At 63.1% G+C, this 22,500-nt stretch carries 16 protein-coding genes, 2 rRNA genes and 2 pseudogenes (1 of these 20 only partly in view); 12 read left to right on the top strand and 8 right to left on the bottom strand.

The window, feature by feature from the left end; all coding sequences use genetic code 11:
* A 23S ribosomal RNA gene (locus tag F9K20_RS09215) occupies positions 1-2,604 on the top strand (it extends 208 nt beyond the left edge of the window).
* Positions 2,605-2,799: 195 nt separating this feature from the next.
* Positions 2,800-2,914, top strand: a 5S ribosomal RNA gene (rrf, locus tag F9K20_RS09210).
* A 137-nt stretch (positions 2,915-3,051) separates the two neighbouring features.
* On the opposite strand, the gene F9K20_RS09205 is transcribed toward rrf, so the two are convergent.
* The 4 genes from F9K20_RS09205 to ubiB all read right to left on the bottom strand — a co-directional run bounded on the left by F9K20_RS09205 (position 3,052) and on the right by ubiB (position 7,199).
* Positions 3,052-3,924 carry a hypothetical protein gene (locus F9K20_RS09205; RefSeq protein ID WP_291000313.1) on the bottom strand — a complete coding sequence of 291 codons (873 nt, stop codon included), beginning with the start codon at positions 3,922-3,924 and terminating at the stop codon, positions 3,052-3,054.
* A gap of 129 nt (positions 3,925-4,053) precedes the next feature.
* Entirely contained in the window at positions 4,054-4,809 is a 756-nt protein-coding gene (locus F9K20_RS09200; protein WP_291000310.1) for a glycosyltransferase family 2 protein, read from the bottom strand.
* A gap of 14 nt (positions 4,810-4,823) precedes the next feature.
* On the bottom strand, positions 4,824-5,564 hold the full coding sequence (locus F9K20_RS09195) for a hypothetical protein (RefSeq protein ID WP_291000307.1): 741 nt from the start codon (positions 5,562-5,564) through the stop codon (positions 4,824-4,826).
* 39 nt (positions 5,565-5,603) lie between these two features.
* The gene (gene ubiB, locus F9K20_RS09190; RefSeq protein WP_291000304.1) at positions 5,604-7,199 is read right to left on the bottom strand and encodes a 2-polyprenylphenol 6-hydroxylase; all 1,596 of its coding nucleotides are present in this window, start codon (positions 7,197-7,199) and stop codon (positions 5,604-5,606) included.
* A 284-nt stretch (positions 7,200-7,483) separates the two neighbouring features.
* Between ubiB and F9K20_RS09185 the strand changes: the two genes are divergently transcribed.
* Positions 7,484-8,143, top strand: coding sequence for a response regulator transcription factor (locus F9K20_RS09185; protein ID WP_291000301.1), 660 nt, complete (start codon positions 7,484-7,486; stop codon positions 8,141-8,143).
* Here the strand turns inward: F9K20_RS09185 and F9K20_RS09180 are convergent.
* From F9K20_RS09180 to F9K20_RS09165, 4 genes are all read right to left on the bottom strand, one after another.
* Entirely contained in the window at positions 8,140-9,528 is a 1,389-nt protein-coding gene (locus F9K20_RS09180) for a hybrid sensor histidine kinase/response regulator (RefSeq protein ID WP_291000296.1), read from the bottom strand. The genes F9K20_RS09185 and F9K20_RS09180 overlap by 4 nt on opposite strands.
* Before the next feature lie 165 nt (positions 9,529-9,693).
* Entirely contained in the window at positions 9,694-10,863 is a 1,170-nt protein-coding gene (locus tag F9K20_RS09175; protein ID WP_291000293.1) for an FIST N-terminal domain-containing protein, read from the bottom strand.
* A gap of 112 nt (positions 10,864-10,975) precedes the next feature.
* Complete coding sequence (locus tag F9K20_RS09170; RefSeq protein WP_291000290.1) at positions 10,976-11,755, bottom strand: PilZ domain-containing protein; 780 nt, start codon at positions 11,753-11,755, stop codon at positions 10,976-10,978.
* 227 nt (positions 11,756-11,982) lie between these two features.
* On the bottom strand, positions 11,983-13,698 hold the full coding sequence (locus F9K20_RS09165) for a L,D-transpeptidase (RefSeq protein ID WP_291000287.1): 1,716 nt from the start codon (positions 13,696-13,698) through the stop codon (positions 11,983-11,985).
* A 298-nt stretch (positions 13,699-13,996) separates the two neighbouring features.
* Here F9K20_RS09165 and F9K20_RS09160 point away from each other — a divergent pair, with 298 nt between their 5' ends.
* The 9 genes and pseudogenes from F9K20_RS09160 (at position 13,997) to F9K20_RS09120 (ending at position 22,254) form a co-directional block, all read left to right on the top strand.
* Positions 13,997-15,247 (top strand): multidrug effflux MFS transporter, encoded by a 1,251-nt coding sequence (locus tag F9K20_RS09160; protein ID WP_291000284.1) that lies wholly within the window; start codon positions 13,997-13,999, stop codon positions 15,245-15,247.
* A 46-nt stretch (positions 15,248-15,293) separates the two neighbouring features.
* Positions 15,294-15,515 (top strand): annotated as a pseudogene (locus F9K20_RS09155) (NADPH-dependent FMN reductase); the annotation flags it as partial.
* Positions 15,516-15,551: 36 nt separating this feature from the next.
* Complete coding sequence (locus F9K20_RS09150) at positions 15,552-15,917, top strand: PilZ domain-containing protein (protein WP_367238208.1); 366 nt, start codon at positions 15,552-15,554, stop codon at positions 15,915-15,917.
* Positions 15,918-16,090: 173 nt separating this feature from the next.
* Positions 16,091-17,335: pseudogene (locus F9K20_RS09145) on the top strand (nitrate/nitrite transporter); the annotation flags it as partial.
* Positions 17,336-17,602: 267 nt separating this feature from the next.
* A complete protein-coding gene (locus F9K20_RS09140; protein ID WP_291000278.1) occupies positions 17,603-18,466 on the top strand; it encodes a DUF1353 domain-containing protein in 864 nt (287 codons plus the stop codon).
* Entirely contained in the window at positions 18,463-18,966 is a 504-nt protein-coding gene (locus F9K20_RS09135; RefSeq protein ID WP_291000275.1) for an SUKH-3 domain-containing protein, read from the top strand. The genes F9K20_RS09140 and F9K20_RS09135 overlap by 4 nt, the downstream gene beginning before the upstream one ends.
* 133 nt (positions 18,967-19,099) lie before the next feature.
* Positions 19,100-19,522: a 6-carboxytetrahydropterin synthase QueD gene (queD, locus tag F9K20_RS09130; RefSeq protein ID WP_291000272.1), complete on the top strand. Its 423-nt coding sequence runs from the start codon at positions 19,100-19,102 to the stop codon at positions 19,520-19,522.
* A gap of 309 nt (positions 19,523-19,831) precedes the next feature.
* Positions 19,832-20,968 (top strand): GGDEF domain-containing protein, encoded by a 1,137-nt coding sequence (locus F9K20_RS09125; RefSeq protein ID WP_291000270.1) that lies wholly within the window; start codon positions 19,832-19,834, stop codon positions 20,966-20,968.
* 479 nt (positions 20,969-21,447) lie between these two features.
* A complete protein-coding gene (locus tag F9K20_RS09120) occupies positions 21,448-22,254 on the top strand; it encodes a response regulator transcription factor (RefSeq protein ID WP_367238206.1) in 807 nt (268 codons plus the stop codon).
* Positions 22,255-22,500 lie beyond the last annotated feature (246 nt).

The raw sequence follows: 22,500 nt of genomic DNA, 5'->3' as shown, positions 1-22,500 counted from the left end.
AACCCTGAATACATAGGGGTTTAGAAGCAAACCCAGGGAACTGAAACATCTAAGTACCTGGAGGAAAGGACATCAACCGAGACTCCGCTAGTAGTGGCGAGCGAACGCGGACTAGGCCAGTGCTTCAAAGAGGACAACTGGAACCATCTGGAATGTTGGGCCATAGCGGGTGACAGCCCCGTACAGGTAATGCCGAACTGAAGCCTCGAGTAGGGCGGGACACGTGCAATCCTGCCTGAACATGGGGGGACCACCCTCCAAGCCTAAGTACTCCTCAGCGACCGATAGCGCACCAGTACCGTGAGGGAAAGGTGAAAAGCACCCCGACGAGGGGAGTGAAATAGAACCTGAAACCGGATGCCTACAAACAGTCGGAGCCCGCAAGGGTGACGACGTACCTTTTGTATAATGGGTCTGCGACTTAGTCTGACGAGCAAGCTTAAGGCGATAGCTGTAGGCGAAGCGAAAGCGAGTCTGAACAGGGCGTTCAGTTCGTCGGATTAGACCCGAAACCAGTCGATCTATCCATGGTCAGGTTGAAAGCAGGGTAACACCTGCTGGAGGACCGAACCGGTGTCTGTTGAAAAAGCCTCGGATGAACTGTGGATAGGGGTGAAAGGCCAATCAAGGCTGGAAATAGCTGGTTCTCCGCGAAATCTATTTAGGTAGAGCCTCGAGTGAATACCCCAGGGGGTAGAGCACTGGATGGGCTAGGGGCCCCCACAGGGTTACCAAACCTAACCAAACTCCGAATACCTGGGAGTACTACTCGGGAGACACACGGCGGGTGCTAACGTCCGTCGTGAAAAGGGAAAAAACCCTGACCTACAGCTAAGGTCCTAAAGTCACGGCTAAGTGTGAAAGGATGTGGGAATCCCAAAACAACCAGGAGGTTGGCTTAGAAGCAGCCATCCTTTAAAGAAAGCGTAACAGCTCACTGGTCTAATTAAGGGTTTCTGCGCCGAAAATGTATCGGGGCTAAAGCCGTGCACCGAAGCTTAGGATGCATCATTTCCTCGGAAGTGATGCGTGGTAGCGGAGCGTTCCGTAAGCCTGCGAAGGGCGACCCGTGAGGGCGCCTGGAGGTATCGGAAGTGCGAATGCAGACATGAGTAACGACAGGAGTGTGAGAAACACTCCCGCCGAATGTCCAAGGGTTCCTGCGTAAAGCTAATCTGCGCAGGGTTAGCCGGCCCCTAAGGCGAGGGCGAAAGCCGTAGTCGATGGGAACCACGTTAATATTCGTGGGCCAGTGGGTGAGTGACGGATGCTGTAAGTTGTTTGGGCTTATCGGATTGCCCGAGCAGCGAAGGTGTCCCTGGAAACAGCCCCCACATAGACCGTACCCGAAACCGACACAGGTGGACAGGTAGAGAATACCAAGGCGCTTGAGCGAAGTGTGCTGAAGGAACTCGGCAAATTACCTGCGTAACTTCGGGATAAGCAGGCCATCCGTCTGGGCAACCAGATGGGTGGGGCACAGACCAGGGGGTGGCGACTGTTTAGCAAAAACACAGGGCTATGCTAAGTCCAACGACGACGTATATGGCCTGACGCCTGCCCGGTGCTGGAAGGTTAAGAGGAGAAGTGCAAGCTTTGAATCGAAGCCCCAGTAAACGGCGGCCGTAACTATAACGGTCCTAAGGTAGCGAAATTCCTTGTCGGGTAAGTTCCGACCTGCACGAATGGCGTAACGACTTCCCCACTGTCTCCAGCACATCCTCAGTGAAATTGAATTCCCCGTGAAGATGCGGGGTTCCTGCGGTTAGACGGAAAGACCCCGTGCACCTTTACTGTAACTTTGCACTGGCAATCGTGTTTGCATGTGTAGGATAGGTGGTAGGCTTTGAAGCAGGGGCGCCAGCTCCTGTGGAGCCGCAATGTGAAATACCACCCTTATGAACATGGTTGTCTAACCGCGGACCGTCATCCGGTCCCGGGACAGCGCATGGTGGGCAGTTTGACTGGGGCGGTCGCCTCCTAAATGGTAACGGAGGCGTGCGAAGGTGGGCTCAGGTTGGTCGGAAATCAACCGTCGAGTGCAATGGCATAAGCCCGCCTGACTGCGAGACTGACAAGTCGAGCAGAGTCGAAAGACGGCCATAGTGATCCGGTGGTTCTGTGTGGAAGGGCCATCGCTCAACGGATAAAAGGTACGCCGGGGATAACAGGCTGATGATTCCCAAGAGTCCATATCGACGGAATCGTTTGGCACCTCGATGTCGGCTCATCTCATCCTGGGGCTGGAGCAGGTCCCAAGGGTATGGCTGTTCGCCATTTAAAGAGGTACGTGAGCTGGGTTCAGAACGTCGCGAGACAGTTCGGTCCCTATCTGCCGTAGGTGTCGGAGAATTGAGAGGAGCTGTCCCTAGTACGAGAGGACCGGGATGGACGTACCTCTGGTGGACCTGTTGTCGCGCCAGCGGCACAGCAGGGTAGCTATGTACGGACGGGATAACCGCTGAAGGCATCTAAGCGGGAAACCCACCTCGAAACGAGTTCTCCCTCGAGAGTCGTGGAAGACCACCACGTTGATAGGCCGGGTGTGGAAGTGCAGCAATGCATGCAGCTTACCGGTACTAATAGCTCGATCGGCTTGATCGCTCTCATTATGCAATGCTCATCGTAATGCCTTATGCGGCAGACGCGCGGTAACTCGCGCTGGCTGCTCTGGCAGGGCGACGTTTGCGCTCGGATCCTTGAGCTCTGCTCCGGATGTCCGATGCGCTGCGTGCGTCGCCTCGATGGGCGTAGGAACACAGAAAGACCAAACCAGAAGTCATCTCACTTTTTCGCCGACCTGGTGGCTATGGCGGAGTGGCTGCACCCGATCCCATCCCGAACTCGGCCGTGAAACGCTCCAGCGCCAATGGTACTGCGTCTTAAGACGTGGGAGAGTAGGTCGTCGCCAGGTCTGCAAAAGAGTGAGGTGTCTTCGGTATTCGAAGTCATCAGAAGTCATCATCCCCTCTTTCAATGTTCATACAAAACCGCCCGGGCCTCGCCGCCCGGGCGGTTTTTTGTTGTGCGCCGATGGCGCGCGTCGCGTTCTCACCAGTTGAAATACAGGCGGCGCAGGTTTCTGCCGAGGCCGGTGCGCTTCAGCAGCCAACCGAGTGGGGTATCCCGGTTTTGGCCTGCCTCTCGGCTGGGAAGCCAGCCTTTCGAGACGGCGTACTGGTAGATCTCCATCTCGTTCTCGACGCGATGGGCGCCCATCTTCTCCTGCACCGCGCTTTCACCGGCGCCTTGCGCGCAGACAAGCTCGACGCGGCGCCGGCTGGAGGTAGTCCTCGGCGGTTTCACAGCGTAGATCGGTATCCCCATGCGGCTGAGGCAGATACCGAAATAGGCGTCGTCGTTGTGGTAGACGAACTCGGGCAGCTCCGCCGCAAAATCGAAGATGCGTCGATCCTGCGTGATCGCATTGACGGGATAGTAGACCCCCCGGAAGCCGACGACCGCATCCACATAGCCGACGTTGTTGCCGTAGAGCCCGTTCTTGTTCCGGTAGGGATAGTGCTCGAGCTTTAGGCCGCCAATCGTGATGGCGCAGCGTGGCCGCTCGCGGGCATGTTGCTTCAGATAGTCGACCGCCGCGGCGGTGTCGGCATAGTAGATATCATCGTCGAGCGTGATGATCCCGTCGAAGTGCTGGCTAGTGCTCTCGATGTATTCGATGGCGCCGAGGAGCTTCGTCGCCGGTCCGTAGTCCTTCGATGGGCGGAATAGGACGACATCGCCGGCGCCCGTCAGATAGTCCGGCGCTTCGGCGGGTCCCCATTTCTTGTAGTGGTTTGGGAGGCAGACGACGACGGTGTTGCCGCCGTTCTGGAGCTTGGTGACAACCTCTTTCAGCGCCGTGTTGAAACGGCGCGGAATGCTCGTGATGGAAAGCAGGACCTTGGGATGGGCGAGCAGCATGACGCGGTACACAACAGTCGAGAGCGGCCTATCGATTTATTATAGCTGAGATCGCTGCAGACACTGTCGAAAATCGCAGGTTGACTAATCGCGGCTGCGAGTGGCAGTCGGGACACGTCGTCGCGTGTTTCAGCCGCGCTTGTCCTGTTGGACCGCGATCTTCAATAGGCGCCGCCAGCGCGCGCGGGCGATCTCGTGGGTGATGCGCAAGCCCGTCAGCCCGCCGGTGAAGTTCCGTCGCAGGACGTAATAGCGAAAGAACAGGATCGGATATTCGAACGGCAGCCGCGCAAGCACGTACCAGCGCGGCTTCTTCAGCTCCTTGGCTTGCAGGTCTGTGTACTTCTCGAGTTTGGCGCGTACGTGCTCCAGCGTACGCCAGGAGTAGTGCAGAGCGATGCCTTTGAGTTGGCCGACCGGATAGCCTTGCGTATCAACGGTGTCATGCACGCGGCTGTCACGGAAACGCACCCGCCGCCGGTCGTAGAGCCGGACATAGTTGTGGAAATCGGCCCACAGACGCGGCCGCTCGCGGCCCGGATAGACCGTCACCTGCCGGAACCGGTAGGCGGGCAGGAGGCCGGCGGGGGCCTGCATCAGCGCGGCGATTTCGCGCGCCAGCTCAGGCGTGACGATCTCGTCGGCGTCGAGGTTGAGGATCCAATCGTTGGCGGCGCAGTCCTCCGCAAAGCGCTTCTGCGGGCCGTAGCCGTCCCAGGCATGGAAAAAGGTCTTGGCGCCGCGCGCCTGCGCCTTCGCGACGGTGTCGTCGGTGGAGCCTGAATCGACGACGACAACCTCATCGACGATATCGCGCACGGCGTCGATGCAGCGCTCGATGCGGTCGCCCTCGTTGTGGGCGATGATGCAGCAGCTCAAGCCCATGCTACCCGCCCCATCTAGCCTCGACGTTCTCCCGACAGCAGCGGCAGGCGCTTGGCGATCGAGCGCTTGAGGCGCTGAAGGAACGTCTTGGCGCGCTTGGGTTGGAACGGATCGTGCGCGTGGCGGTCATCGCCGATGTGGTCGGCGATGCCGGGCACCACCATGGCGATGCGCATGCCGCGCCCCTTCAGGAACTGGCTGAGGTTTTCCTCGGTGACGAACTTGGCGAACGGGCCGACCTCGCGCCACAGCGCCAGGCGCGCGATGGAAGGATTAAAGGAATAGGAAAACCACTTGGGATGCGCGTCAGTCTCCCAGACGAGGTAGTCGATGTCGCCGTGTCGCTCGGCCTTGGCACCCTTTTGAAAGCGCGGGTCGTAGACGCGATGCGCGATGCACACCACCGAGATGTCGGGGCGCGCCTCGAGCAGGTCGGTGACGCGGTCGAGATCGAGGCTGCGCGTGAAGCCCCAGTCGTCCTCCAGATGCAGCACGTAGGGCGTCGCGAGCGTCGCATAGTGCGCATCGATGGAGCGCATCTGGCCGAGCTTCGGCAGGTTGACGCGCACGTCGGCGACGGGAAAGGCGCGCGCGAATTGGGCGGCGCCGGCGCTATCCTCCGAGTCCTCGGCGATGAGGACGCGTTCGACGTCGAAATAGCGCTGCAGAGAGGAGACGGTCTCGCCGAGCAGGTCGAAGCGGCCACAGCTCGTCAGCACCGTCGCGAATTTGTTGGGGTCGACTTTGTACTTCATCGGTCCTGACGCGTGCGCTGGCCTCGAGGCGCTCCAGGCCTAGTGGCTCAGCTGGGTGAAGGCAAGCACGGCGAGGCTGATGGCCCCGATCCACAGCGCGAGCCGACCCCAGCGGGTGCGCCGCGCCTCCTCGTAGGCAATCTGCCGCACCGTCTCGTCGTCGAGACGCAGGCCGTCGCGCGCCATGTCATGCAAGGCAATGGCGGTTTGCTGGCCTTGGGTCAGCAAGGCTGGCAGGTCGGCGATGATCTTGCCGATGGCCGAGGCCCCCTCGCCCGCTTCGCGCAGCCGCCCCATGGGGCCGAGGTTGTCCTCGATCCACTGCTTGGCGACGGGCTCGGCCGCCACCCACATGTTGAGGCCGGGGTCGAGGCGGCGCGCCACGCCTTCGACGACAACCATGGTCTTCTGCAAAAGGATCAGCTCGGGGCGCGTCTGCATATCGAACACGTCAGTGTAGGCGAAAAGCTGGCCGAGCAGGTCGGCCATGGAGATTTCCTCGGCGGTGCGGCCGTGGATCGGCTCGCCGATGGCGCGCAGCGCCTGGGCGAAAACCTCCACGGGGTGATGCGGCGGAACATAGCCGGCCCAGAAGTGCACCTCGGCCGCCCGCGTGTAATCGCGCGTGATGAGGCCGTAGAGGATCTCGGCCAGGAAGCGGCGCTCCTTCATGCCGAGGCGACCCATGATGCCGAAGTCGACGGCGACGAGCCGGCCGCCGGCGTCTACGAACAGGTTGCCCTGGTGCATGTCGGCGTGAAAGAAGCCGTCGCGCATGGCGTGCTTGAGGAACGAGCGCATGACGGTGAGGCCGAGCGCCTTGCGGTCGAGGTGGGCGGCGGCGAGGCGCTCGTGGTCTGACAGGGGAATGCCGTCGATCCATTCCACGGTCAGCACGCGGCGGGCGGTGCGCTGCCAGTCGACTTGCGGGACGCGGAAGTCATCGTCCGCGGCTGTGTTCTCGGCCATCTCGGAAATGGCCGCGGCCTCGAGGCGCAAATCCATCTCCAGCTCGGTAGATCTCTTCAGCGTGTCGACCACGGCGACCGGCTTCAAGCGCCGCGAGGGCACATGCCAGCGCTCGATCTGGCGGGCGGCGAAGTAGTAGCTGTCGAGGTCGCGGCGGAACTGCCTCTCGATGCCCGGGCGCAAGATCTTCACCGCCACCTCGCGGCGGCGCCCGTCAGCGTCGACGACGGCCGCCTTGTGCACCTGGGCGATGGAGGCGGCGGCGACGGCAGGGCCGAACTCGGCAAAGTGGTCCTCCAGCCGGCCACCGAGGGCCTCCTCCACGGCGTGGCGCGCCTCGCCCATGGAGAACGGGGGCAGGTTGTCCTGCAGCAGCGCCAGCTCGCCGGCAAGTTGCGGTCCGATGACGTCGGCGCGCGTGGCCAGGAACTGGCCGAGCTTGATGTAGCTGGGTCCGAGCCTGGTGAGGGCCGTGGCAAGACGCGTCTGGCGCGGCTCACCGGCACGCAGCGGCGTCGATAGCCAGCGGACGGGTGCGGTGAGGGCGCGGGCGAAGCGCAGTGGCATGGGCACCGGCGTCCCGGGCGGCACGAAGCGCACGCCGTGCTGCGCCAGCACGATGCCGGCCTTGGCTAGCCGCAGGCTGTTGATGATCGCTCCGGCCATCGGCGCGGCTTGGTCCTTCGCTTAAGGTTCGCCGATCGGCTGCCCGGCGGCACATTGCGCCGAAGCCGGACCGGGTCAAGGATCATATCTGGCGAGGGTTTCGAGGAGCCGACTGCATATATGGTGCTACAACTCAAAAGGGCGCCGGGCGGCGCCAAACCCAGGAGCAGCTTGCGTCCTTCTGGTATTTTTAGCCAGTTTCCGCAGAGTACTTCGCATATCATAGGCGGGTGTCGAGAATGTATCGCCTGCAGGACCCTATTCAGCTTCCGAGGAGGCAACTTTTGCCGACCGGCATCCTGATCGTTGATGACCATCCGCTGTTCGTCGAGGCTCTGGAGCAAGTGATCCAGGGCACGTTTCCCGACGCCACCGTGGCGAAGGCAACATCGATCGACACGGCGCGCGCCGTGCTCGATAAGGAGAGCCGCTTCGACCTCGTCCTGCTCGACCTTTCGATGCCGGGCACGCGCGGTCTCGAGGGCGTCATCGAGCTGCGTACACGCTATCCCAAGCTACCCATCGTCGTCGTCTCGGCACTCGAGGACCCGCGCATTATTCACGAGGTCATGCAATGCGGCGCCGCCGGGTTCATCTCGAAGTCGACGCGCGGCGGTGACCTCGGACGTGCCCTCAAGCAGGTGATGGAAGGGACGGTGGTGCTGCCGAAGGGCTACCAGCCGCCCGAGGTGACGAGCGCCTCATCGGACCTCGCCGCGCGCATTGCAACCCTGACCCCGCAACAGGTGCGCGTGCTGCACATGCTCAGGCAAGGCCTGCTCAACAAGCAGATCGCCTATGACCTCGGCGTCGGGGAGACGACGATCAAGGCGCACGTCTCGGAAATCCTGCGCAAGCTCAAGGTCGCCTCGCGCACACAGGCCGTGATCGAGGCGGCGAAGATCGACTTCGATTCCATCCTCGGCTCATCGCGCGACGACTAGTCGGCATTTTGCTGCGCGGCGCGAGCCAAAAGATGCAGCATGAGCGCCCGCAGCTCGGCCGGCTTCACCGGCTTCAGAAGCAGCTCGCAATCGAGCTGGCGCGCCGCATCGGCGATGGAAGGTGCGCGATCGGCAGTGATGATGATTGCGGGCACGGCACACCCCTCCTCTATGCGCAGTGCGCGCACGGCATCGAGACCGTTGCACCCTTCGTCGAGGTGGTAGTCGGCCAGGATAATGTCCAGCCGGAAACCGTCCGCGTCGGTGCGCAAAAGACCCTCGAGGCTGCGCGCCGAGCGTATATCGCAGTCCCAGCGTCGGAGCAGCGTCTGCATGGCATCGAGCACGCCGGGATCGTTGTCGATGACGGCAACCTTGGCGCCGCTCAGACCCAGCCCGCTCGCATTGACGATGGCGGCCGTGGCCGCCGTGGCAGCCTCGTCGGCATCGGCCCGCGGGGCTGTGACCGAAAAACGGGTACCGTGGCCGACGCGCGAGCATAGATCGAGCGGATGGCCGAGCGCCTCCGCCATGCGCTGCACGATCGACAGCCCCAGGCCGAAGCCGCCGATGGCCGGGCGATCCGTGGCGGCGCCGCGCTGGAACTCCTCGAAAATCGTCTCGCGATCGGCCTCGCCGATACCGGGCCCCGTATCCCACACCTCGATGCGCACGTTGGCTCCCCGTCGACGTGCCAGAAGCAGGATGCCACCCGCTTCCGTGTACTGCACCGCGTTGGCCATGAGGTTCTGGAGGATACGGCGCAGCATCAGCGGATCGGAGATGACGGCGAGACCGCTGTGCCACCACGTCAACGACAGGTTCTTGGCCCGCGCCTGCGGATCGATGTCGAGGGCGAGCGAGGCAAAGAGCTCATCCAGCGCCACCGGCCGCGGCGTCGGCGTGACGACACCCGCCTCGAGCTTGGAGATGTCGAGAATCGACTTCAGAAGCTCCTCGATTGTGGTCAGTGCATGCTCGATGCGCTCGGCGATGACACGTTGAGGATTGTTGCCGTTGGCCTCGGCGAGGGCGCTGGCCGACAGGCGCGCCGCATGCAGCGGCTGTAGGAGGTCGTGACCGACGGCCGTGAAGAAGCGCGTCTTGAAGCGGCTGGCGCGCTCGGAAGCGTCGCGCGCCGTCGATAGCTCGTCGTTGGTGCGCTCGAGCCGCGCCAGCGCGTTGGTCAGCTCCTCGGTGCGCAACCGCACCTGGCTTTCGAGTGTGATCGCCGTCTGAAACAGCGAGTAGGCATTCGCCTGCTGATCCATCGAGCGCTCTACCCGATGCATCAACGCGGCGTTGATCTTCTGCAGCTTGAGTATCCGGCGCTCCAGGTCTTGTGGCGACGGTCCGAGCGGGTGCAGGTCGAACAGCGAATCCACGGCTAGTGTCCCGCTTCCGAAGTTCGCCAAACCTCGATGCTAGGGCCCCAAGCGAACCTCGGGAGCAAAAGGGACACTAGAATCATAGTCTTGCTAGTGTGATTCAGATCGAGAAATTCGCTCCGAACCATGCAGCGGGTGTTGGCGAATTTCTCGATCATCACACTACGCCTCCGCCGCCCGCAGGCCGAAGGCAATGCCGGTGAGCGTCTGGTTGAGATGCATGGCGTTGTACTGTTCGCCGTAGGTGTGGAAGCCGGAGACCGAGTACTTCCGGTAAAGTTCGTCCATCTGGTGACGGATCTGGCGCGTCTCGGCGTCGAGGCGGCGGAGGATGCAGTCGAAACCGACGACGAGGTCGATGCCGCCGAGCGCCGTATCGAGCTCCTGCAGCGCCGCTTCCGTTGCGCTCAGGATGTCGCGCGGCCTGGCGACGGTGAACACGAGGCCCTCGTCTATGGCACAGAAGAACGACAGGCTGCCGTCGGGGTTCATGTTGCGGATCGAGCGACAATAGTAGTCCCCACCGACCTTCACGACGAGCGGATAGGACGCAAAGCTGAACGGGCCGAGGTCGTCGGGCCTCAGGCCGATGGCGGAGGCATATTCGCGCGCCGCGGGCTCGGCGTTGAGCTCATGGACGATGCGGTTCTCGGTATCGGCCGCGGTGACGACGAGCTTGATGCCCGTAGGCTCGAAGTTCTGCGTCTTGAACACGCGGAAGGGATAATCGGTCTCGATCATCATGAGAATGGCGGCGCGCTGCGCGACCCTGCCGTTGTGGATCATTACGGTGCGGCGGAAGCAAATGCCATCGCCGGCCGAGCCGCCGATGAGCTCGACGTCGTCGAGCTCCCAGTGGATGGCGGCAACGATGTTCTCTTCGGCGTTCGACAGGCCGTCGACGAGCAGCAGCGCGAACACGTTTTCGCGCGGCAATCTCGAAGAGGTTGGGCACACTTGCGACTTGAGGCGGCGTGCCGCGTCTGTCGCCCGTTCGACGCCGAAGCGGTCGATGTCGGTAATGAGCTCGCTGTGAACGCGAAAGCCCCGGCGCGGAAAGGCAATGAGCAGCAGCCCGCCCTGCATCATGCCGGAAGGGCCGATCTCGCCGGCGGTCGAGCACCCGGAGACGGGAACGCCGGGCAGGGCTTGATTGAGCGTGCGGGCGAGCACCTCGGCATCGTGATCGATGCCGAAGAAGGCGATGACGTGCTGGAAATCGCCGCTGCCGAGCGTAGCTTTCGCCTCGAGCACCGCTTCGCGCGTCGACGATAGTGCGCTTGCCGCAACGCGGATCCCGCAATTGCTCTGCGCGGCGTGAGCCGTGGCCAAAGTTGTTTCCTCCGCTGCGCCTTCTTGGCGGGCGCAGCCGACCTAGAGCGTGCCACACCCGGAAAGCGGCGGCAAATCCTGGGGTTGGCCCAAAGCCTTCCTAAGGAGGGCATCAGCCCGAAAGCAAGGGATCGTTGGGCAGTAGCGGGCGGGAGAAACGCACACCAGCCGAGGAGCCGCTGCACCAGGCGACGGTGCCGGTGAAGCGCCGTCCGCTCGGCAGCTCGATCTGCACCAGGGTTTTCGGCACCAGCTGCGGGACGCGCTCGAGGCCGAAACCACCGGGAGAGACGTCGCGCACGAAGGCTTGGGCGGTGACGCGATTGTAGGTGAGCGTGCATGGCTGGCAGACCGTCCGGCGTGCCGACTGCCGGCGCTGGGGCAGCTCCGGAATGGCGATCTTGCCGTTGCTGTCGATGCATGGCGAGCCGCCCATGATCACGTCCTGCAGCAGGTTGTTGAGCAGCTTGGAGTTGCTCGTGTACTGCGCGGGGAGGTGGTGCAAGTCGGCGTGTAGTTGGCGTACGGCGAGCAGGGCGTCCTGGCAGGCGCGCCGCCAGGTCGTGGACAGCGCCAAAAGGTGCAGCGCCGCCGCACGGTCGCCGCCGATGTGGTTCGCGTCGGCGAAGTAGCGGTCGAGGGCGATGCGGGCCGGCGCCAGGTCGTCGAAGAACTGGATGACGAGACGCACCGTATCTTCGTCGAGGTTCGTCTCCAGCATGCCGTTACGCAGCACGGAAACGATCGCCGGCTCGCCCGGGACGTAGGGTTTGAGGCCGGCTTCGCTGCGCTCGGCGCCCGCCTGCTTGAAGGCATTTATGGCGCTGGAAATGGTTGCGCTGAGCAGGGCTGCGGAATGCACCTCGCACACCAGAGCCTCCAGCATCGGCATGCTGGAATCGGGGAACTCGGCGCGGTGCTCCTGTCCGGGCAGGCTTCCGCCCTCCGCTGCAGGTCTCGCGCGATGGAGTCTGCCAAATGGCGGCACAGCCAGCTCTCGACGCTGTTAATGAACGCGCCAGATTAGACAGTTAAGCTCTAACGGCGAGTTATCCTCCTCGCCGTGAAATGGCAGCATAACGGTAACCAAGCGCCGAGCCCGTGCTGGCGGCCGCCGCTCTAGCGCGTCAGCACGATGAAATCCGTGTATTCGCCCATTTCGTAGCTGCGCGGTTGATCGGAGACGATGAGCGAGCCGCCGGTCCACAACAACTCGGCGATGCGCTCGCGTGCCCCCTCGGGCAGCTCTATGCGGTCGAGCGCCCCGGCGGCAGTCTCGGGCGGTGTCGGAGCGCGGCTCTCCGGTTGCTCCTGCTTGTCCTTTGAGCGACCCCGGTTCGCCTCTTTGGGCGCCGCACCCTCGGCCGGGATTGTGATTGCCGTCCACTTCACAGATGAGCCATCGGGGGCCGCATCCACGGCCGTATAGACGTGCGTGCCGAGCGGTCGCTCGGGATCGCGAATGGTGACCGGCGCCTCCCAGACTTCTTTCCAATCCTGGCGGATGAAGATGCGCCCTTCCTTTTTCGAGATGAACACGGAGACCTGCTCGCGCCGGCGGTCGGCTTGGGCGACAAGGTCGCCGGCGGCCTCGGCCGCTGCTGTAGCGCGCTTCCAGGCTTCGACGGCTGCAAACGCCGCCGGTGTCTTGGCGGCTTCGCGGGTGCGCGCCTCATCGAGCGCGCCGCGGGCACGGGCAAGCTCCGATTGCGCCGCCGCCTTGTCGGTCTCGATGGACGTCGTTGCCTCGGGCGTGCCGGCAGCCGGGGCTGCGGCCGGCGCGGGGGCTGCGGCACGCGCCTCGAGATCGGCCACCTTCGCCTCGGCCGCCTTGAGATCGGCCTCCGCCTTGCGCACATCGTCGACTGCTAGGCGCGCCTCCTCGCCGGCGGCCTGCGCGGCCGCGAGCGCCTCCTTGGCGGCCTTGTCGGCGACCGCCTTGTCGGCAACGGCGCGCTCCCTCAGCGCCGCGGCATAGGCGATGGGATTGAGCGGCTTGGTTGAATCGACGTCGGTAGTCTCCTCGGGCACCGCGGCGGTGGTCATCGTCGATGCCGGGGCGCCCATGCTGGCGAGCTCGACGGAGGCATCGCGCTTTAATGCCTGCTGGCTCCCCACCGGAGGGGGCTGCATCTTCGGTAGCGGCAGCAGCGCATGGGAAAATACCACCGGCTCGGTGTCGCGCGAGGTGACCACGACGCGGGCGCCCACCTTGGTCAGGCCGTACAGCTGGGGCGCAAAGGAATACGGCAGGCGGATGCAACCGTGCGAAGCGGGATAGCCGGGCACGACGCCGGCGTGCAGGGCGACGCCCGACCAGGTGATGCGCTGCATCCATGGCATCGGCGCGCCGCTGTAGATGTTCGAGTGGTGGTAGCGGCTTTTGCCGATGACGCTGAACACGCCGACGGGGGTGCGGAACCCGGCCTGCCCCGTCGACACGCGCGAGCGCGCGATGCGCCCCGTCGCATCGTAGACGGTGACGTGCTGGTCGGGCACCGAGACGATGGCGTAAACGGCCCCCTTGGGCCCGCTCTTCTCGGCTTCCTTCTTGGCGTCGGCCTTGCCGGCCGGCTTGGCGTCGGTCGTCGCAGCCGTATCTGCGGCGGGCGCCCGCTTCCTGCGTAAGACCCGCTTGCGGGGCTGCTGATAGGTGAAGAAGTTGCCGAAGCCCTGCTGGGCGGCGGCTGGCTGGCTGGCCGTCAGAAGGCCGGCGAAGAGTAGCGTGGCAAAGCCCGCTACCAGGGCAAGCGCCGCAGAAAATCTACCGGTGCGCGCGGAGTGGGTGGTACGGGGAATGCGGTTCTGCACGGCCTCGTGGCTCCGAATCTTCATGCATTGGCAATGCTTAATGCTATACCGCAGCGCTTTATTGCGTGCGCGGATGTTTTGCCCCCGAGGGCGCATATCCACGGACGTGTTGCTCCCGTGTCGCCTCGCCTTGGCCGTGCATCCCCGGGGATGGGTCGTTAACGAATTGGGCAGCTAGAGACCGCAAAAAATCGACGTCATCGAGGCGTTGCGGCGAAGCGGCTCCGGAGCAGCCACATTTTGCCCCGGGTGAACGTCTAAGCGGACGTCCCGCGGTGCTCCGTCCGGCCGTGGGCCAACGAGCAGCCAACAAGAGTGTGAAATGAACGCACCGGAGCGCGACCGCCGCTTCATCGCCCGCTCCGCCGCCGCGATGCCGGCCGATCGCATGTCGATCGGCGAGTTCATCGCGCTCACCGCGGTGATGATGTCGCTGACGGCCATGGCCGTCGACGTCATGCTGCCGGCGCTGCCGCAGATCGGCGAAGCACTGGGCGTTGCCGATCCCAACGACCGGCAGAATGTCGTCATCGTCTATATGCTCGGCTTTTCGCTCGGGCAGCTCGCCTACGGCCGTTTGTCGGACAAATACGGCCGCAAGCCCGTGCTCATGGTCGGCATGGCGATCTTCATCGTCGGATCGCTGGCCGCATCGCTGGCCTCCGGGTTCGCACTGTTGCTGTGCGCGCGCGCGGTGCAGGGGCTCGGCGCCGCGGCACCGCGCGTCCTCGCCATCGCCATCGTGCGCGACCGCTTCGCCGGGCGTCAGATGGCGCGCGTCATGTCGTTTGCGATGGCCGTCTTCATCATCATTCCCGTGCTGGCGCCGGGCATGGGCCAGGGCGTGCTCGCCTTCGGCACCTGGAGACACGTTTTCGATCTTCTGCTCGTTGCCGGTGTGCTGGTAGCACTGTGGGCGGCCGTACGCCTGCCGGAGACTGCGCACGTCGGCAGGGAAGGTCCGCTGCCGCTGGGCCGATCGATACGCCTCGCACTCGCGACACGGCAGACCATCGGCTACGCGGTAGCCGGCGGCCTGGTGTTCGGCTGCGTCCTCGCCTACGTCGCCAGCGCACAGCAACTTTTCGTCGATGTCTTTGGCCTCGGCGCCGCATTCCCGCTCGCTTTCGGCGCCATCGCGCTGACCATCGGAGCGGCCTCGCTCACCAACGCGCAGCTCGTCGAGCAGCTCGGCATGCGACGCGTGTCGCACTTTTCGCTCGCCGGCTTTATCGTCCTGTCGCTGGCTCTCGTGCTCGCGGCTCAGCTCGGATGGGCCAACGTGGCCCGGTTCATCGGCCTGATGGCGGTGTTGTTCTTCTTGTTCGGGCTGATCGCGCCCAACTTCAACGCACTCGCCATGGAGCCGCAGGGCGACAACGCCGGCATGGCATCCTCGGTCGTCGGGTTCGTGTCGACGGCGGCGGGCGCGCTGGTGGGAGGTATCATCGGCCATATGTTCGACGGCACGGTGCTGCCGCTGGCGCTGGGATTTCTGTGCCTCAGCGCCGCCGCCTTCGCGGTGGTCCTGTGGGTTGAAGGCCCGCGCGGTCTCTTCCATCCGGGCCGTTGAGCGATCGCCAGCGGCCACCCGGCGCGAACCGCGGCAGCCAGAAGACGGCGCGCGTGCCGCCCCTGGCACACTGTCCGAAATGGGCATGGTCGTCATATCCAGCACGCTCGCCGTCGGCCCGATCGGTCAGACGCTCGACGCCGATGGCGCACCGACCGGCCCACAGGGTGCGGCTCTTCAAGAAGCGTTTCTGCGGTCTGCCGATGACCTTGCGTCGTGGGCGGAGGCAGCCAAGGCGCGACGTGCCAGGAAGGCGCCCCCCTACTGATGCGACGCGCCGGCTTGGCAATAGGGCATTAACGCTATGCCGAGGTTGCGGGCGGGCAGTAACGACATTGGCCCGGAAAATGCTCCCCGCAGTTGCATGGATCGCAGGCAGCCACGCATGCGTGTGCAGAGGCCGGGAACGATAGCGTTCGGCGGCAGCGGCACCATGCCGTGCGCCATCCGCGACGTATCCACGGGCGGTGCCCGGCTGGAGGTGGCCAGCCCCAGCTGGGTCATCAATGCGTTCGACCTGCGGGATGTGATGACCGGCATCGCGCGCAAGGCCGTCGTCGTGTGGAGGGAAGACTGCAAGATGGGCGTCCGCTTCGTGGACGAGGGGGATTGGCCCAAAGTGGGGCAACGCCGGCCAGCCCCTTCATTTGGCCGCCGCAACCACACCTAAGTGGCCGCTGCCCGTTACTCGGCGGCCCTGGCTGCGTGGACTGCGGCAATACGGTCGGGGTGATCCTGCTGATCTTTGACTTGGCACAAAAAGCGATCTTCTCATTTCAATGATGCTTGCTCCGCTGAACTCGGGGCGGCGTGTTCCCGAGCATGAGGTCGGGAACCACAACCATGCGCCATCGTCAGGCACTGGAGTGTCGCGGGCAAACGCAGGCACTCGTGATGAGCACGATCGCATTCACTGCTTGCTTTGCGGTATGGACAATCTTTTCCATCATCGGGGTTGCCATCAAGGATGAGCTGGGACTGAGCGAGGCCCAGTTCGGCCTCCTCGTCGGCACGCCGATCCTCACCGGCTCGCTGATCCGTATCGTACTCGGGGTTTGGGCCGACCAATATGGCGGGCGGCCGGTCAACGCGCTGGTGATGCTGTCGGCGGCGGCGGCAACCTTCCTGCTTTCGTACGCCGAAACCTACCAGCAGATGCTGATTGCGGCGCTCGGTGTCGGCATCGCCGGCGGTTCTTTCTCGGTTGGCGTCGCCTACGTATCGCGATGGTACGCGACCGAGCGGCAGGGCACCGCCCTCGGCATCTTCGGCGCTGGCAATGTCGGTGCCGCCGTTACCAAGTTCCTCGCTCCCTTCGTTCTTATTGCCTATGGCTGGCAGACGGTGGCCGAGGTCTGGGCCGCCGGCCTCGCCATCATGGCCGTCATCTTTTGGTTCACGACGAGTGACGACCCGGTGACGCGCGAGCGCCGGGCTCGCGGCGAGAAGCCGAGAAGCGCGTGGCTGGAGCTCGAGCCCCTGAAGAGGCTCCAGGTCTGGCGTTTCGCGCTCTACTATTTCTTCGTGTTCGGCGGGTTCGTTGCATTGGCGCTATGGCTGCCGCGCTATCTGATCGGCGTCTATGGCGTCGACATCACCACTGCCGGCATGATTGGTGCCGCCTATTCGGTACCAGCGTCGGTCTTCCGCGCCTATGGTGGCGCGCTCTCCGACAAATACGGCGCGCGGCGGGTGATGTACTGGACCTTCCTGGTCTCGGTCATCGCCACCTTCATTCTTTCCTACCCACCGACCGACTACGTGGTGCGGGGCATCGATGGCCCGATCGCCTTTCATATGGAGATCGGCATCGTCGCATTTACGGTTATTGTCTTCATCCTCGGTTTCTTCATGAGCCTCGGCAAGGCCGCCGTCTACAAGCATATCCCGGTCTACTATCCCGACAATGTCGGCGCCGTGGGCGGCCTTGTCGGCATGATCGGCGGTCTCGGCGGATTCGTATTGCCGATCGCCTTCGGTGTGCTCAACGATCTCACCGGCATTTGGACGAGCTGTTTCATGCTCCTCTTCCTTCTGGTCGGCGTGGCGCTCATATGGATGCATCTCGCCATCCGCCGCATGGAGCACAGGGCGGCCGAGCGTGAGCTTGGCCAGCTGCCGGAACTGCCGGAGATGCAGGAGATTCACGGCCCGGGTCAGGTCGGCGCCCTCGGGCCGACCGGGTCTGCCGGACGAGTACCTCACGATGTTCCCGATGGAGTTCCCGCGCAGAGTTTATCGCAGTGAGAGTGCCTCGCCGCCGTGTCAATGAACATCGATAGTGTCGCTGCCTGCCTTGACGCAGCTTGGCGCCGAGCGGATGATTGATCACTGCTGCGCTTGGCAGATTTTCACATGAAGATATTCTTGCATTCCATGCGCGCGATTTGTGCGCTCTTTGCCTGGCTGTTTGTCATTTACGCGCATGACGTGCGCGCCCAAGCGCCGCCGCTCGACCTGCGTTGCGCCTATGTCGAGATGGGCCTCGGGCTCTACGGCGAGCCGAGCATGCATTGCTTCGATCTTGATTTCAGCTGCCCGGCCGGGTCCGAGTGGGGATGCTTCAAGCGCCCTCTGGTGTTTCAGGAGGGTTTCATCCACGAGCCCGGGCAGTCGGAGCGGCGTATCACTGCGGAGCCTTTCGGCTACGTCGACAGGTGGGGCACGCACTGGGACGTCCCAACCGGCTATATGACCGACGGCGCCTCGATACCCGAAGCCTTCAAGCCGTTCATCGGCGGCAGCTGGACCGAGCAATACGTGCGCGCGGCGGTCCTGCACGATTTCTACATCCGCAGGGTCACGAGCTCGGCGCAATCAGTGCATCGCCTGTTCCTTCACGCGCTGCTTGCCTCAGGTGTCGCGCCCGACCGCGCCAGGCTGATGCACAAGGCGGTCGTGACGTTTGGACCGGACTGGAAATCGATTGATCTTGCTGCCTACGAGGCGCAACGCCAGGCGAACTTGGAACAGGTGCGCCGCGACAACGAAGCCTTTGCGGCCGAGTACAGCGCCTGTCTGGAGCGTCACCTCGCCGAGTTGCGCTCGCCGTCCGACGCGCAGTGGCAGGTGTGCCCGCTCGACGGCAAGCATCAATTCATCTTGGATTTCCTAACCACGGCCGCCGGTGAGGTCACCAAGGCGGGCTCCACCATCCTCGACGACTTCAAAGCCGGACGGTGCCGGCAAGAAGGGCCGGATAAGTACGTGTGCCCATGAGCTTGAGTTTGTCGCCGCGCACGATCCGTTGGCTTAAAGCCGCCGACTGGTCGGAGGACTACGCGTGGGCGCTCGGCCCGATACTCGATGCCGAGCTGCACAGGCTCATGCACGCGCCGAACGCTGCAGCGCTGACGTTCTTGTCGAGGTATGGCGGCCTCGTCTGGAACCGCTTCAATCCGTATCAGCCGAACGCCGGTACGGCGATGTGCCACACCGATGCGCTCACCGCGGCGGCGCGCTCGTCGCCCGGCTGGTGCGAGGCCGGAGCAGAGTTGGCCGGATCGAGGCTGTGCCCAATCGGCGAGGTCGGCTACGGCCACTACCTCGTAGCGATGGACGAGCAGGGCCACGTCTTCGGCATGGACGACCTTCTCGCCTGGAAGGGGTTCGGCGATTCGGGCGAAGAGTTTCTGGAGAGCCTCGCCACCGACTGGGCGACGGAGGAGACCGGCCAGCGCATTACCGCCGCGGCGCGCCGTAAGGCACAGCCGCAATAGCGGCTGTCTAACCATCGCATGGGTTGCCTTGGTCTCGCGCCGGAAGGCATAAACCGGATATCTGTATTGGCCTCTAAGCCAACACCGGGCTAAGTAGGCGAAACAGGCAAGAACCCGAGTTGGTCGGTATTCCATGAACAAGCATGTTCCCGCGCATCAGCTGGACCGAACCTCATCCACGCCCGGATCGAAGCGACACAGTCCGGCAAAATCGCTCGCGCGGATCGGGCGAAGCTTCCGATTCGAATCCGCCCATTTCCTTCCGCTGGTACCCGACGGGCACCGGTGCAAGAACATGCATGGGCACAACTATCGGGTCGAGATCGTCGTCAGCGGTTCGCTCGATGAGCGCGGCTTTGTCCGCGATTTCGCCGAGGTCGATGCCGAGATCGTGCCGCTGATCAAGCAGCTGGATCACCGTGTGCTGAACGACGTCGAGGGGCTCGAGAATCCGACGGCCGAGGTAATCGCGGCGTGGTTCCTGGAACGCATCGAAGGATGCGAAAGCGTACGCGTCTACGAGAATGACGATTGCTGGGCCGAGGTCTGGCGCTAGTCGTGCCCGGGCCTGCTTGAGTTGCTCGGTGAAGAGGGCGTAGCCGTCAATATACCAGCGGAACTCCGGCCTGAGGCGCACGTGTGCTGAGCGACGTTGATCGTGCGGCGTTTGACGGAGAACTATCCTCCCATGCGCCAGCGCACGCCATCCGGACAGGTCCAGTGACGCGGGACCTCGCACCAGAGGTCGAGGCGCCCCGAGTCAACGCTCTCTTAGAGCAGCGGCTGCAACGCTGAAGCCGACGGGCGGCCCCAAAACCGAGTTGACAAAAGCAACGGGAGGTTGAGATAGCCAGTGTAATTTGGAGTGGATCTTTGCGGCGGGGACGCAATTATGACCAAAGTAGTGGTCAATTTTCTGCTTGGTCTCTTGGTTGGCTCTGTTCTGACGCTAACCGCTGTTGTCGGCTTCAATCATGCGCCTTGGGATTGGAGCCCTTCGATTGCTCTCTCCAATCTACGGGAATTCGTTTCGACGCCCAGCCCCGCGGTCTTGGCGTATACAGCCCTCGCCTTGTCGGTCACCGGGCTGCTCACTTTTTATTGGCGTGATGCGGTTGCTCTTGCCGGTCGCTCGCTGCGACGAGCGAGCTCATCTGGTCCGCGGCCTGTCACGCATTCAACGGAGCAACCGTTGCGCGGGCAAGCCGAGGTCAACGCCGTCCGGGACGAACTCGAGAGGCAGCTTGGCAGGTTGATTGTCCTCATCGCCGGGCAGCTCGAGAATTCTAAAGACCACGTCGCTTCTCTCAAGGACACCAGCGCCCACCTCGCTTCAGTCACGAACGTCTCCGAGCTTCGCGAGGTGGTCCAATCACTGATCTCAAAGAACGAGATGAACGAGCGCCAGACGCGCGACCTCGAAGCGCGCTTGAAGGAGGCGCAGGATCAAACCTCGACGCTGCGGCAACGATTGATCCAGGCCGAAAAGCTCGCTTCGCTCGACCCCCTGACCTCCGTGGCCAATCGCCGGCGCTTTGAGCAGTTCATTGCTGCCGCGGTGAATAATTCGCACGCGGATGGCACGCCCTTGTGTCTCATCATGACGGACATCGACCACTTCAAGAAAGTGAATGACACCTATGGTCATGCCGCCGGCGACAGGGTCCTCAAGGGATTCGCCGATTTGCTGTCGCAGAGCGTGCGAAAGGGCGACTTGGTCGCTCGCTTTGGCGGCGAAGAGTTTGCCGTCGTCTTGCCGCAGACGCCTATGGGCGATGCGTTCGCCATTGCAGAGCGGATCCGGAGCATATTCGAGCTGCATGGCGGCTCCGATGAATCCCTGGTCGGCGAGTTCGGTCGCTTGACGGCCTCGTTTGGGGTCGCGGAGATTCGCGAAGGGGAGCCGCCAAGCGCGCTGATCCAGCGTGCCGACCAGATGCTATATGAAGCCAAGTACAAGGGGCGCAATAGGACGATGATTTGGAGTTCATCCTCCGGGTAGCGCCGGGATGAGCGCCCACCCAGGATATGCGCCGCAACTTGCGAAAGAAGCGATGCTGATATCGTGGTTGCGGGGCTGGAATTGATCTTTGTTTGCTGGCGCGGGCTACGGGCCTCAGACCCGTTGAGCCTCGGCGCGGCGACCGCTTGAGCCGCTGATCCCCCGACAGCAGACATGGAACAGCCTTGGTGCGATGTCGCCGATGGGCCGATTGTGTTGAAGAAGTCCGTTGAGGACGCCGGCGAACAGTGATTCCGTTGTTCCGAGGTGACAGCGGCACCCGAGCAGGGGGGCGAGAATATTTCCCGCTGCCCAGCAAATTCCTATCCGACGCCTGAGAAATAGGATTGCTCTGTTGTCCAACAATATGCGCGTGGAAACCACTTTGTATTTGGCAAGCGCTATTAGCACTCTGAAAAGAGAAAGACCCTAATTAGTGCAAGCCAGCTGGTCCGCCTGCCTGCCATGCGGCAGCTCGCGTGAGGCAATTTCGCCGCTACCACGAGATTAAGCGCATCGAGAGCCGAGCTGTGTGGTCCCCCAGTCCCTCAAATGGTCCCGCGACAAACGCTCCCCCAGGGTCCACTCCAGCAGCACCCAATATCGTTGTGTATGTCGTCGATGACGATGGAGCCATACTCGACGTACTACGCCTCATGCTGAAGACCGTTGGTTTGGAGGTTGCGGCCTACTCGTCGCCTGGCGAGTTCCTTGAGAAGGTCGATCCGCGCCGGCCTGGCTGTGTCGTCCTTGATCTGTGGATGCCGGAATTGAATGGCTTTGAAACGTTGGTCCGATTGCGAGAGCGGGCAAAAACGATCCCTGTGGTCTTCCTCACGGGCAACGGCGATGTGTCAGCAGTGATCCGCGCCATGAGACTGGGAGCGGTCGACTTTTTCGAGAAGCCGGTGAACAACGGGGCGCTGCTCGAAAGCATTCAGCATTGGGTCCAATATGACATCAGGATGCATGAGGCGCTGCGTCGACGCCAGCTCACGCTGACGCGGCTGGCAACACTGTCGAGCCGGCAACGGCAGGTGCTCGACTGCGTGCTCAATGGCATGTCGAACAAGGCGACGGCGCGTCATCTCGGGGTCAGCCCCAAGGCGATCGAGGTTTCCCGCGCGCATGTCATGGAGAAGATGCGTGCACACAACGTAGTGGATCTGATTTCTGCAGTTATTGGCTGCCCGCATATGGCCGGTGGCACTGGGAGTTGCCCGTCGTGCCTGCAGGAAACCAAGCCAGCGGGTCTCGCAGATCACAGAAGCAAAGTCAGGATATGACGGCGCGAGCCTCGCGTGGCGTCGACTGCATAAAATATGTTTCTATTTCTCCGGCTGAACCTGTTTCTCCAACGTCGATCATCACAATATCGATCGAGTTGATAGCAGGGGAAAACCCCACCTGATTACGCACCATCCTAAGCCCTAATCGCGCCATCCGAATCGGCGGAGAATGCGCGCGATTTCAGGGAGATGAGCGATGGCGCGCAACCGCATCCAGTTCCAGAAGGGCCTCTCGGAGGCACG

The sequence above is a fragment of the Hyphomicrobium sp. genome (genome assembly GCF_009026145.1).
Lineage (GTDB): Bacteria > Pseudomonadota > Alphaproteobacteria > Rhizobiales > Hyphomicrobiaceae > Hyphomicrobium_A.
This window is presented reverse-complemented; position numbering and strand designations above follow the sequence as displayed.

Excerpts from the sequence above, each read along its gene's own strand:
- F9K20_RS09170 (WP_291000290.1), bottom strand. The coding sequence starts at position 11,755 with ATGCCGATGCTGGAGGCTCTGGTGTGCGAGGTGCATTCCGCAGCCCTG.
- ubiB (WP_291000304.1), bottom strand. The coding sequence starts at position 7,199 with ATGGCCGGAGCGATCATCAACAGCCTGCGGCTAGCCAAGGCCGGCATC.
- F9K20_RS09205 (WP_291000313.1), bottom strand. The coding sequence starts at position 3,924 with ATGCTGCTCGCCCATCCCAAGGTCCTGCTTTCCATCACGAGCATTCCG.
- F9K20_RS09140 (WP_291000278.1), top strand. The coding sequence starts at position 17,603 with ATGAAGATATTCTTGCATTCCATGCGCGCGATTTGTGCGCTCTTTGCC.
- F9K20_RS09165 (WP_291000287.1), bottom strand. The coding sequence starts at position 13,698 with ATGAAGATTCGGAGCCACGAGGCCGTGCAGAACCGCATTCCCCGTACC.
- F9K20_RS09160 (WP_291000284.1), top strand. The coding sequence starts at position 13,997 with ATGAACGCACCGGAGCGCGACCGCCGCTTCATCGCCCGCTCCGCCGCC.
- F9K20_RS09195 (WP_291000307.1), bottom strand. The coding sequence starts at position 5,564 with ATGAAGTACAAAGTCGACCCCAACAAATTCGCGACGGTGCTGACGAGC.
- F9K20_RS09150 (WP_367238208.1), top strand. The coding sequence starts at position 15,552 with ATGCCGAGGTTGCGGGCGGGCAGTAACGACATTGGCCCGGAAAATGCT.
- queD (WP_291000272.1), top strand. The coding sequence starts at position 19,100 with ATGAACAAGCATGTTCCCGCGCATCAGCTGGACCGAACCTCATCCACG.
- F9K20_RS09135 (WP_291000275.1), top strand. The coding sequence starts at position 18,463 with ATGAGCTTGAGTTTGTCGCCGCGCACGATCCGTTGGCTTAAAGCCGCC.
- F9K20_RS09200 (WP_291000310.1), bottom strand. The coding sequence starts at position 4,809 with ATGGGCTTGAGCTGCTGCATCATCGCCCACAACGAGGGCGACCGCATC.